This is a genomic window from Methanobrevibacter ruminantium (genome assembly GCF_016294135.1).
Taxonomy (GTDB): domain Archaea; phylum Methanobacteriota; class Methanobacteria; order Methanobacteriales; family Methanobacteriaceae; genus Methanobrevibacter; species Methanobrevibacter ruminantium_A.
This window is the reverse complement of record NZ_JAEDCO010000040.1, coordinates 1-13,155: the sequence shown is the minus strand read 5'-3', so window position 1 is coordinate 13,155 and position 13,155 is coordinate 1. Positions and strand designations below refer to the sequence as shown.

9 protein-coding genes are annotated in these 13,155 nt (G+C 30.6%); 8 read left to right on the top strand and 1 reads right to left on the bottom strand.

Translation table 11 applies throughout. The features are described from left to right. The coding region (locus tag VW161_RS08925) for a zinc ribbon domain-containing protein (RefSeq protein ID WP_442919877.1) at nt 1–85 on the bottom strand (85 nt) is incomplete at its 3' end. 921 nt (nt 86–1,006) lie between these two features. On the opposite strand from VW161_RS08925, the gene VW161_RS07795 reads away from it, so the two are divergent. The 8 genes from VW161_RS07795 to VW161_RS07760 all read left to right on the top strand — a co-directional run bounded on the left by VW161_RS07795 (nt 1,007) and on the right by VW161_RS07760 (nt 13,064). Next, a complete protein-coding gene (locus tag VW161_RS07795) occupies nt 1,007–4,360 on the top strand; it encodes a UvrD-helicase domain-containing protein (RefSeq protein WP_325192881.1) in 3,354 nt (1,117 codons plus the stop codon). Nucleotides 4,361–4,383: 23 nt separating this feature from the next. Further along, the gene (locus VW161_RS07790; RefSeq protein WP_325192880.1) at nt 4,384–7,665 is read left to right on the top strand and encodes a helicase-related protein; all 3,282 of its coding nucleotides are present in this window, start codon (nt 4,384–4,386) and stop codon (nt 7,663–7,665) included. A gap of 9 nt (nt 7,666–7,674) precedes the next feature. Next, nucleotides 7,675–9,492, top strand: a complete 1,818-nt coding sequence (locus tag VW161_RS07785; RefSeq protein ID WP_325192879.1) for a hypothetical protein — start codon at nt 7,675–7,677, stop codon at nt 9,490–9,492. Nucleotides 9,493–9,702: 210 nt separating this feature from the next. After that, nucleotides 9,703–10,641, top strand: a complete 939-nt coding sequence (locus VW161_RS07780) for a DNA adenine methylase (RefSeq protein WP_325192878.1) — start codon at nt 9,703–9,705, stop codon at nt 10,639–10,641. 44 nt (nt 10,642–10,685) lie between these two features. Then, nucleotides 10,686–11,540, top strand: a complete 855-nt coding sequence (locus VW161_RS07775) for a type II restriction endonuclease (protein ID WP_325192877.1) — start codon at nt 10,686–10,688, stop codon at nt 11,538–11,540. A gap of 710 nt (nt 11,541–12,250) precedes the next feature. After that, complete coding sequence (locus VW161_RS07770) at nt 12,251–12,400, top strand: hypothetical protein (RefSeq protein WP_304102699.1); 150 nt, start codon at nt 12,251–12,253, stop codon at nt 12,398–12,400. Nucleotides 12,401–12,612: 212 nt separating this feature from the next. After that, nucleotides 12,613–12,816, top strand: a complete 204-nt coding sequence (locus VW161_RS07765; RefSeq protein WP_304093288.1) for a hypothetical protein — start codon at nt 12,613–12,615, stop codon at nt 12,814–12,816. Then, entirely contained in the window at nt 12,810–13,064 is a 255-nt protein-coding gene (locus VW161_RS07760; protein ID WP_304102702.1) for a type II toxin-antitoxin system RelE/ParE family toxin, read from the top strand. Before VW161_RS07765 ends, VW161_RS07760 begins: the two co-directional genes overlap by 7 nt. Nucleotides 13,065–13,155: the final 91 nt, after the last annotated feature.

Here is a 13,155-nt window from a genome sequence, read left to right as displayed (position 1 = left end):
GCTCAACTAATTTGGTCCCGCACTTTATGCAGAACTTTTGATCTTTTTCTATTAGTTTGGCACCGCAGTTGAAACAGTAGTTCATGATTTATCCACTTTTTCATTAGTTAAATGTTTTTTTAATTTAGAAATTAATAAAGTTTTGTATTGTTATCTCTTTTAATAAATAATTTTATATATTAACATTTATTTTGATTATAAATAGTTATCTATGATTTATTTTTAATTTAAAAGCTATTAGTTGCTTATTTTTTAAAAATATTTATATAATTTTATTTACATAATAATTTTATACTTCACCATAAAAAAAGTCAATTTCTTACTTGTACTAAAAACAAGACCTATAAATATTTTTTTAGCTTATGAAAGATTATCGTGTTTTTAGAAAAATTGTAAATAAAATGGGAAATTTGTAAAATAAGATTGTTGAAAGTAGTTCAGTAAATTTTTAAAAAGTAGTTCGGTTAGATATCATAGTAAATAAAATTTTTATATTATAAAGTCTTTAAACTTCAATTAAAGACATATAATTATTTAATTTTTTAGTTTTTTAAATAATAATTTTTTATATATGCTCTACCTTCCTCTTGGAGCATTTATATGGCTTTTTCTTTTTTTAATGATATTAATTTCCTAATTTTTCAAAATAAATCTCTCAATAAGCTTAAATCTTTTCTTTAAGTTAAAAATTTTTCAAATGATAGAAAATATTATATTGCTGTTTCTAAATAAATATCTATATTATTATATTTTAATTTATAAAGTTCTTTTTTGACTTAATAATTTCATTTTGGGAAAATGTAAGGGAGGAATATAAATAAAAAAATAATGAGCAGATGATTGTTTCAATTTTAGGAGTTCTGTCCGAAAAATTATTTTTATCTAATATTCAATTCTCGAAAATGCCTATGCTTATTGGTATTTAAAACTTTTTTAAAATATGTGCAAACACTACGAAAGAGGACCATTCATCTTTCTTTGACATGATTATTTTTCTAGTGATTTTATGAGTATCTTTAATTTGAAAAAAGGAAAAAGTGAAGTTTCAGTTTCTTTCATTAATGATGATAACCTGATGGATGTTATTGAGGATTTCGATGTTGCGGCCGAGAAAATCGAGAATTACTTCCTGGGGGATGCTGAGGAATTTATGGTCTATTGGGACTACAAGAAATCACAATCATACAAGGAGTATCTTTTTCCGATATACTCTTTTTTTAAAGACAATCTTGATTTTTTAATCAGTGGTCTTGATGACTTTGAAGGTTCTAAAATTAATTCTTTCATGGATTTCTATGACAAATGGGAAGAAAAGATCAAAGAAATAAATGAATCTTATGTTGAAAAGGAAATAGAGAGAAATGATGATTTCTTCAAAAGCCTGAACCTGCAATTGGGAAAGGAATTGAATCATGACCAGAAGGTAGCCATCGTCACTGATGAAGATGCAACTCAGATCATAGCAAGCGCTGGAACCGGAAAGACCACAACATTAATATCAAAAGTCAAGTATCTTATCGAATGCAAGAATGTTGAACCTCATAAGATTTTAGTATTGTCATACGGTAGAGATTCTGTTGATGATTTAAAAGAACGGCTTGCAGATTTGGGAATTGAGAACGATGAGTATGCTGTTGAGGATAATGTCAGGACAACTACATTTCATAACTTGGGAAAAAGTTTTATTTCACATAGGGGTTTAGTTTCTAGAGGGGCCACTACTGAAAATTCTGGTGCAGGAAACTTTTTCCAAATCAAACTGTACGATATTGTGTTAAACTATTTGACCAAAAAAGTATCTGATGACTTATCATTCCTTCATCAACTTCAGCAAGATTTTTATGAAGACTTTAAAAATGGCACTGAATATCGGGCTAAGCCCAAAGCTGTTGAAAAGGAAGTTTATTATGAAGAAGAAATGCATAATAAAGAATTTGACACTTTAAGTGATGATGATGAACCTGTCAGGTCTTTTGTAGATTTGCAAATTGCAGATTTTCTAGCTAGGAATAATATAAGGTTTTCTTATTTTCAAAGAGCTTACGGTCAAGAATATGGTTTAGGAAAAATACTTTTCGTAGAGTTTTACTTGCCTGACCATGACATTTTTATTGAAAACTTTTGTGTGGATAGAACTGGTGATGTTCCTTGGCTCGATGATGATAAAGCTGAAGAGTATATTCGCCAAATGAATTTCAAAAAGGATTTCTGTGCCCGAAACAATAGAAAGCTGATTACAGTAAATGCATTAATAAATAAAAATTTTCTGTTGGATTTGGAGAGAAAGCTCAGACTTGAAGGCGTGAGGCTTGAACCTCTGAAGTCTTTCCAAATACAAAACGTTGCAAAAAAAAACCATTTTCTACAGAAAATCACCGATTCAAGAAGCAAGAAGACACAGGTCTTTAGAAGGAATATGGTGTCATTTACAGAGAACTTCAAATTGAGAAATTATTCTATGGATTGCTTTGAGGCATTTAAAGACGAAGCAAAAAATGACAGAGAGCTTAACTTTTTGAATTTGATGGAGCATTTCTTTAACGATTATTACAATATTTTCATGGAATCTAACAGGTTTCTTGACTTTCAGGACATGGTGAACAAGGCAATAGGTTCTGTACATGGCAGCGATTTTGATTATATTCTTGTAGACGAGTACCAAGACATTACTAGAAATAGGCTCGATTTGCTTAAAGCCGTAAAGGAAGATTCCAATGCCAAAATCATAGTTGTTGGTGATGACTGGCAATCCATATATGGTTTCCAAGGTTGCGATTATAGGTTTATTGTGAATTTTAAAAAGTATTTTCCTCATGCTGCGAGATGTGACTTGCATCGGACTTACAGATGCACAAATCAGCTCATAACTGTTGCAGGGGATTTTGTTCGCGATGATAGGCTATTGGACAAGAGTTTATATTCTGAAAAAATTTTATCGGATACTCCTATACGATTGGTTTTAAATCAGGATTCTGAAGTTCCTGAAAAAAAAGTTGTGTATGACATACTCCAGGAAATATCCAAAAAAGAAAGAAATAGCTCCGTGATGATCTTATCAAGATTCAAAGGCTCTTATTCGAAGGTCAGAACATACCTGAACCAGCAGAATGCGGAATCCCGATTAGGCCTTGAAATTTCATACAATACAATGCATGGTGCAAAAGGATTGGAAGCAGACAATATCATTTTGGTTGATGTAAATAATTCTGATCCTTACGGCGTTCCGAGTAAGGTCAAGGACGATGAAGTTCTAAGGTTCGTTTCATTTAATGATGATGAATCAAAATTCTTCGATGAGCGCAGGCTGTTTTATGTATCATTGACCAGGTCTAAGAATAATGTTTATATATCTGCTGATTACGGCAACGAGTCAAAATATGTTTCAGAATTGAATAAAGATTATGTGGCCACATTCTTACATGCACCTGACAATGGGGATGAATATGATAATTTCAAATGTCTTAAGCCTATTAAAGAACATGATTTCTCTTCAGACAGTTCTTGTGAGGATTTACAACATGATCTTGTAGTTGCTGGAGATGATAGCGCTTCTGTTGGTGGAAACAGCGGTGTTGAAGAAGTTATTGATGATTTGCAGTATGATGATTTAGGTTCCGAAGAGGAATTAGTCCTGAAAGACCAAGAAAATCTTTCGGAACAATATGATTCTTCCAACGATCATGATTCTGATGAGGGGAATGTTGATTCAGATATTGTCTTAGAAAATGATGATGAAGAGGACTCTAAATCTTTAGAGCATTATGATGAACAAATTTTGAATCACACCCCTAAAAAAGAAACCCCTATTGATGAAGCCGATAAAAAAATATTTGAACTGGTAAATGACGAGTATAAAATTAAAATTTGCCCTAATTGTAAAAGGTTCATAGCTGACGATGAAGATATATGTCCTGAATGTGATTATGATTTTGAGGATGAACTTGATGATGATTTGGTAAAATGCCCAAATTGCTTCCATATTGTCAGTAAAGATTATGATTTCTGTCCTAATTGTAACCAAGATTTGAAAAAAGAAGATGATTCTTTAGCATTCAAGAAACGAGTATTCGATTATTGCTGCAACTTGATAGTGTTCGGTGATTCAAAGGAGGATGCATTTGATAAAGTTTCCAATGATTTGGATGTTGGTTTATCTAAAATATCTGAATGGTATATGTATTATGAATGGGAAGAAATAATTAGAGAAGAAAAGAATAAAGTCATTAAAATTGCATGTGAATATTACAGGCAAAATATTGACCAAGGTATTTCAAGAGAGGATGTGTTCTGTGAATTGAAAGAGATGTATTGTGTTAATGATGAAATATTGAATGTTTGGTTTTCAGATTTAAATGACTGATAAAGTTTTAGGTGAGGTTATATATGAGCGTTAAAAATTCTGATTATGAATATTTTTCATGCCTTTTGGTGAAGGATGTTGTTGACAAATTGTTGGGATGTCATGAAAATTTTAAGAGATTTCATGTTCAAAGACCTTCAGATGATATATTTGTAGGCAATATAGCGGAACATATCGATCCTAATGATGAGAATAATCAATTTGAGAGTCTATACAAAACAAGTTCCCAGTCTGTAAATTTTCTGGTCAAACAAATCCGTGAAGATATTTCCGTTGACATCAATATGTATATCTATTATCGAGTTTATCCGACATATGATGAGCAAATCAAGCATTATATCAATCGTGAAAATTCTAAAAGATGTAAATTGGTTCCCATATGGAAAAGAAAAGCAATCAACTTTTTTGAAATAATGAATAGGGATGTAAAAGAGGTTAATTTGGATTTTTCAAAATACTTGAAGGAGATTAGGGATGATGAGGATTTATTGCTCAAACCTACTTATATCCCTAAGAATTGCTTGGATTCTAAGGAATCTTATGAATTGCAAATCGCTGAATTGAAAAATGAGTCTTCTAAATTTGATCTTGATTGGGAGGTTAAACTAGATTTATCAGACAGAAAATTCACCCAAAATAATGAAAAATTTAGTTTGGTTATCATTTCCTTAATAAACAATACTCTTGAAAAAAATTTCTTGGATAGGGAATCAAGAACCAAAGATATTTATTTTGAACCGAACTTGTTTGATGTACATATGGATGTAAATTTAAATGGCAATCAAATTGTACCGTTCAAATATGAGTATACTTACGATTCATATCCTAAAACTTCATACTCAGATGTCAGATCTCTGAACTGTAATGCCCGATATGTGGAAAAGGAAAACGTAATTCGCACCATGGGATTTTCAGAGTACAAGCAAGATAAGGTTAGTCCAAAATCCAGCATTTCAAATATCGACATCTCTTTTGGCATGATGTCCCGAAAGGAAGGTTTGAAAGAATTATATGCTTTGCATGGTTTGATGAAAGAGCATTTGGAAAATTGCAAAAGTGTCGGTGAAAAGGATAAGGAATATTCTGATGTATTAAATGATTTTGATTTAATGCAGCAAAGATTTAAAGATGGAATAGATCTGCTGAGCTCCGATTCAAAAGTTTTTAAGGCATTCACTCTAATGAACAAAGCATTTTTAAACAACTCCAAAAACAAAGGTTACGATTCATGGAGATTGTTCCAGATAGTGTTTATCGTTTCCTTGCTCCGTGATATTGTGGATAAGGATTACAAAAAGGATGTCTGCGAACTGCTTCATGTGATGACTGGTGGTGGTAAGTCAGAGTCATACTTTGGTCTGGTCATATTCTCAGCATTTTATGATAGGATAATTGGCAAGGAGTATGGTGTCACAGCTATCACAAAGTTCCCTCTTAGAATGCTTTCAGTTCAACAGCTGCAAAGGGCTGCAAGTCTTTTGATATGGGCTGAAGAGATACGTGTTGAAGAAAGGTTAGGTGGCGATCATTTTTCAATGGCTTACTTTGTAGGAACCTATGAGGAATTCCCTCGATACGACAAGAAAATCATCAGTGAAATTCATGACTCAAAAGTTAAGGGAGAGAAAATTAAAGGAAAGATAATTGAAAAATGTCCTATCTGCGAGCATGATGTTTATTTGGATATTGACATTGAACATCAACTAATTATTCATAAATGTGAAGATTGCAGTAGGGTTTTCAGATTGTATTACAGTGATGATGAAATATACAGGACTTTACCTACTTTCATTATTGCCACTGTTGACAAATGGGCAGGTATAGCCCAACAGAGAAGAGTCAAGAATTTAATCGGTGGTGATATTGATATATGTCCGAACGGTCATGGATTCATGCCACATAATGATTTTTGCGAGACTTTTTTAGATGAAAAGGAAATGTGTAGAAAAAAGGGAAGATTGTTTGATGTATCATATGATATAGGACCTAGCCTAATAATTCAGGATGAGATGCATTTGATTAATGAGGGTTTTGGAGCTATAGATTCTCATTTTGAAACATTGATTGAAACCATGCATGAAAGTTTTACCGGAAATAAATTTAAAAATATTGCAATGACAGCTACTATATCCGGTGCTAAAAATCAAATCAAGCAGTTGTACAATAAGAACGTTTGCGTATTTCCGCCTAAGTTAAAAAACCAGAGAGGTGAAGATTTCTTCTTTGATGAAATTGAGGAAGATGGCGAAAGAGTCGTGCAAAGGTTTTTGATAGGTTTAAAGCCTAACACTACTTATGTCCGACTGATATTTTATATCTTGAGGTATATTTCTGAATTCATAAAATATATAGAGGATGATCCAAAAAGATTTTGCAGTGATAATAATATGGAGATTGACAAGCTGAATGAGATTCTTCCATATTACAAAAAGTTGCTGACCTATCATAATAAAAAGGATGATGTTCAGGCTATTCCTTTCAATGCTTATGCTTACATAAATTCTGATGAATATGAAGATTCATACAACATTGACTCCTTTACTTTGACAGGTGAGAACACATTGGATACTATCAAGGAAACAATCCACACTATAGAAAACTACTATGATGAGGAGGAATTCTATGAGGATAGGAAGGACAAGATACTTGTCGTGAGCGCTACCAGCATCGTGTCTCATGGTGTTGACATTGATGACTGGAATGTTATGGTATTTGATGGCATGACCAGAAACACTGCAGAATATATACAGGCTTTGAGCAGAGTAGGGCGTAAAAAATGTGGAATAATATTTTTGGCCTACAAGGCTTCTAGAAAACGGGATTTGAGTTTCTACCAACATTTTGAAGAATATCACAGAATCATTGACCATAAAGTGGAAGTCGTTCCATTGACCAGATGGCCTAGACTTGCTTTTAAGCAAACTATCACTTCAATTTTCACAGCTTCTGTCTTGAACTATATGTCCAATTACAAAGGAATGCCCTTATATACTCTAAAAGCTTTCAAGGATGTTTTCAAGCATGAAAGCAATGTCGTGGAACTGAAAAATTTCATAAATAAGGTTTATCTATGTGATCAAGGATTTAATGAAGCGGAAAATGTGAAAGACATGATTGATGAGGAAGTCGACTTGAGAATAGATTGTTTGTTGAATTCCTATAATGTAGACTCTACATTCATAGTCAATGAATTGAAGAACACCAATGAGAAATACTTTAAGACACAATTTGGTATGAGAGGAATCCAAGATATGATTACATTGGATGCACATTCAAAAAACAAGGCATTCTTAAGGAAAATTTGAGGCGATAACATGGCTGAAGGTAAAAAAGAATTTCCAGCATATAGTGCATTATTTAATTTGATGCAGGATTCAATGTTTGTTCGAGACAATTTGTCTTATAAGATTATCTCTCTTTACAAGGATATAGGATCCAATTTGGAGATATATGATGAAAATAGATTGCGCGAAATATTGTTTGATAAAATAGAAGAGTTATACAATGAACGAATTAGGCATTATCGTTTGAAAAAAGACTTTTTGACTGATGAGGATAAAGAAACTTTGGAAATCAGCAAATTTTTGCTGACAAATGATGTGGATGGATATTTTTCAGGACTTTATAAAATATATCCTAGAGCCTTTTATTGCAAAAAATGCGGTAATTTCCATGTTTTCTATTCTGATGAATTTAAAAATATTGATATGCAGCAATGCAGTAATCCTAAATGCAATGGAAAGTACATACAATTTCCTTTCGTTGGTTTTTGCGAAACTTGCGGAAAAATCACAGACCAATTTAATATATGTGAAAAGCATGGGGACAAGTTTTTGAAACTTATTCAATATGATGTAACTTCACCAATTACATGGAAATTAAGATGTGCTAAATGTGGTACTGAAAAGGACTTTTTAACAACCTGTTACCATAATCATTATGGAGAAAAAATTTCAAAAGAAAGCCCATCTAAATTCCGCCCGATAAATGTTCAGCAAGGTTCTGTATCACGCCCTGTAGTGGAGACCATGGTGGATATTCCTAGGGAGCTTCATCTAAATGACATAAGATATCTCGATTATATTAGCTTGGGATTGTATCTTGGTCAATTTGATGCAATTAAGGAGGATCTTCCAGATATATTTGCAGGTCTTCCCCATATCTTAAGCCAAATGGATATAAGAAAGTATGATTTTGAAAATGACAAGAAATATTTCGATAGTTTTGATGATGGTTTAATGAAAAGCTATGACATCTTTTTCAGTGAACTTAAGGATTTGAGCTTCCAATCAAAACAGACTGCTCATGAAGTTAATGATTATTTGATTCTGACTGGTTTTTACCATACTTTATTTAATTTGGATTCTGTTATTGATGTTGTGAAATTAGAAGATTTGGAAGGTTATGATAATACTCTTAAGGAGAGTCATGAGGTGCTGAAAGAAGATTTAGGCATAGCTGATATATATTATCTCTCCGACATTCATTTGATTTCATCAGCAATAGGTTCAAACAAAGGCATGGTTAAAATAGGGCCTGAAGCTGTTCCCCATTTCGAGCCGTATAGGAATTCAAAAACAAATAATTTAAAAATTTTATCTTATCCATTTGAAACAGAGGCAATCTTGATTGATTTGGATAAAATTAAATTGGTCAACTGGCTGATTGACAATAAGTTCCTGAAGAGAGATTATCCTGAAACAAAAGAGCAAGCAAGCATAATTCTTCTAAACTTATTGAAAGATGATGAGGAGGATGCTTATGTGGAATTGCATAAATTAATACATACCTTTTCACATATTCTTATCAAGAGATCTTCTGTCTACACTGGCCTGCAGGAAGATTCATGCAGTGAAATGCTACTTGCCAGTTTAGGGGCATTTTTAATTTACTCTACTTCAAATGTTAAAATCGGCGGATTCTCCTATGTTTTAGAGAATAATCTCAAAGAATGGTTTGGAGATGTGAAACTAGATGTGGGAGATTGCGTGTTCGATCCGGTTTGCATTGATGACGAGGGCGCATGCTTCTCTTGCCTTTATCTTGCGGATCATGCCTGTTGCAATTTCAATAAAAATTTAGACAGGGATATATTTTTAGGTTCTATCAGATACAAAGGGTTCTGGGATTAACAAAATTTTGTTATAATGATATAAGCTAAAAACATGTATCATGGAGCTGAAATAAAGATTATAAAGAGCTATTGCTCCATGATACCTTATTGATTTTTTAGCTTTCTTTTTTTTTATTATTTCAATCGTCATTAATTACCAGATGCTCTCATTCTATTTAAATATCTAAATTTACAAATAATAATATAATCAAACTTCGGAATTTTTATCATGCAGTATGACCTTTCTAACAATCCAGTCTTTGAAGCAAAACCTTTTTTAAAGTGGGCTGGAGGAAAAAAACAATTAATTGAAACCATTGAATCTAAGTTTCCTGATGAAATTAAATCATCAAGGAAAATAGAAAAATATTTTGAACCTTTTGTTGGAGGAGGTGCATTATTTTTCTATTTAATGTCTAACTATCAGATTAGCGAAGCTTATATTTATGATATCAATAGGGAACTTATTTTAACTTATGATGCTATTAAAAATAATCCTAATGAATTAATTGAAGAGCTTAAAAGTCTTTCTGAGGAATATATTCCTAAAAGCCAAGATGAAAGAAAAGAAATGTATTTAGATATTAGGCAAAAATTCAATGATGCTATTCCTGATTTTGATTTTAAAAATTATAATGACGATTACATTCAGAGGGCAGCATATACTATTTTTATGAATAAAACATGTTTCAATGGTTTATTTAGATTAAATCGAAATATGGAATTTAATGTTCCTCATGGAAGATATAAAAAGCCATTGATATGTGATGAAGAGAATATTCGTAATGTATCTCAAGCTCTTCAGCATACTACTATAGTTTGTGGCAGCTTTTTAGACTCAGAGGATTTAATTGATGATAAATCCCTTGTTTACTTGGATCCTCCTTATAGGCCAATTAGCGACACTTCTAATTTCAATACCTATGCAGGTAATGATTTTAATGATGATAGTCAAAGGGAATTAGGAGAATATTATAAAAGAATTTCAAATAAAGGAGCAAAAGCTATTTTAAGTAATTCCGACCCTAAAAATGTAGATGAAAATGATAATTTCTTTGATGATATTTATGCAGGTTATACTATAGATAGAGTTTATGCTAAAAGATCTATTAATTCCAATGCTTCTAAAAGAGGAGCCATTACTGAGATTTTAGTTAGAAATTATTAATTTTTTATATAAACTTATATATCATTTAATCAAGATCTTTAAACATGGTTAAATATGCATCATTAGGTTACGAATCATTAGATGATTATAATCAAGATTTTTTTGGTACTTTATTAGAAACTAATCATACTTATGAATTCTTTGTCAATTGGAAAAAAGTTTTTAATAATTTAGAAGATTATATTATTGAAATTAGTATTTTAAATAGTCTAAATAAGGTTGAATTAACTAAAGTTGAGCCTCATTTTAGAGAAATCTTAAGGAAATATCCTAATGTTTTAAAGGTGTTACCAACAATTTTAGCTATTCGTGATAAAAGAGTAGATGTTTTGGATATTGAAGAAAATGAGTTTAAAGTTGTTGATTTCTCTAATGAACAATTTGATGTTGATGAGGTTGTAGATTTTTGTAAAAAATCCGGATTATTAGATTTATTTTCTAAAATTGATGATTTATATTCTTATCTTGTTGGAACTGAAGTTGGATTAGATACAAATGGCCGAAAAAATAGAAGTGGGCATGTTTTTGAAGACATTGTCGGTGAATTACTTGCTAAAAAAATAAAAAATCATCCAGAATATCGCATAGCAAAAGAAGAAACTATTAGATTTCAAAGAACTAAACGTTGGGATTATGTAATTTACCATAAAAATATCCCTAAATATTTATTTGAGTGTAATTTTTATAATGGGTCTGGCAGTAAACCTATTGAAGTTGCAAATGCTTATGTTGATTTACAAAATCAAATTAATGATTCTCATTTGATATTTGTGTGGGTCACTGATGGAAAAGGTTGGAGAAAGATGGAAAAAGCCTTAAAAGAAGCTTCAGTGGGAATTGATTATATTGTAAATTATAATATTTTAAGCAAATCAATTGATAAGATTTTATTTAAATAATTTTAACATTAATTTTCTATCAAGTATCTATCATATATCTATCAAAATTATTCTACATATTACAAACTAATTTACAGCCCTCAAACACCTTATTTTTCTATGTAAGCAAGTGCTTGCACTCGAAAATCTTTATAAATGAGTCTAACATAAATAATAGTAAGTACAATTGAATCCAATTGTACAAATTTCTTTTTATTCATAATTTCCTCATTAAATGTAAATATGCAGGAAGAACAAAGCAGAATTGTTCTTCCTGCATATTAAACACGTTTTTTATAAGTGCTTTTTTGAAAACTCTTAAAATTAATTCTTAACTCAATTAAGCATTTATAATCAAAATAAAAAACTTAATATAGTAATTTTTACAAAATATCAATTGTAATAATAGTTACTATTATTAAAATAAAAAGGTTGGTTACAGTTGTCCTTAGATGAGATTTGAATGATTCTATAGGAACGTATAATGATTATTAATGTCTTGGAATTGGAACATCAATTATCTTAAAGGGGTTTAATTGAAGGTTTCCTTTTTTTAGATCATTGATGCAAAAATCGTTATATCGGGGGTTGAATCATAAAAATTGAAAATAAGGATGATTTTCTTTGATTAGAAAATGTTAGTTCCTTTAAGCTAATATTGTAGGGGTTGGTTATCTTTTATTGATTTGCTTTTTTATTTTTAATTATTTTTTAATTCTGGAGATTTTACATTGAAGATTAGAAAAAATTCCTCTACCGCTGAAAATAAAGAGGATAATGATTTTATTGATAGAACCAATCGTGCTTTAGAGCGTATGGACAAATCAGATAAGAAAGCTTTATCTAAAGAGGAGTTTCTAAAGGATTTAGAATCCTGGTAAATTTCTTAATTTAAAAATTGTTTTAATATTGTTATAATATTATATCTCAATTATTTTTTACTATTTTTTATAAATAGTAAACTAAAATTCTTATTTTTCAATTTAACTATCATATTGCTCTTATTTTTTAGAAAAAACTTATATACTTCTTTTAATAAAATATTCGTTAACACTTAATAAATATCTATTTTAAAAAATTTTTGGAGAATTTCATGTTTAAAAGAGCATTTATTAATCAAAAACTAAAAGAAGTAAAAAAGGGCAAAATCATCAGTCAAAAACTTAATCATGTTTGTGAGAATAAAGCTGATGCAGAATTTATTGATAGGACTAATCGTGCTTTAGAACGTATGGATAGTTCTGATATGAAAGGTTTATCTAAAGAAGGATTTTTAAACGAGTTAAAATCATGGTAGATTCCATTTCTATCTGTTATGATAAAAATTTTAAGAAATGTTTTAAGAAGTTAGATCCCTCTTATAAAATTAAATTAAAAAAACAAATAATCAAAGTCATTGACAATCCTGAAATAGGTAAACCCATGAAATACACTAGAAAAAACACAAGAGAGCTTTATATCAGCCCATTTAGATTATCTTATTATTATAGTAAAAAGGAAAACAAATTAATTTTTTTAGATTTTTATCATAAGGATAAACAATAAGCATAAAAAAGAGTTAAGCACTGATTATTATTAATCAGTACCCATAAGTCAAGATGTTTCCATCTTCATCCACGATTCTAAAGTATCCATC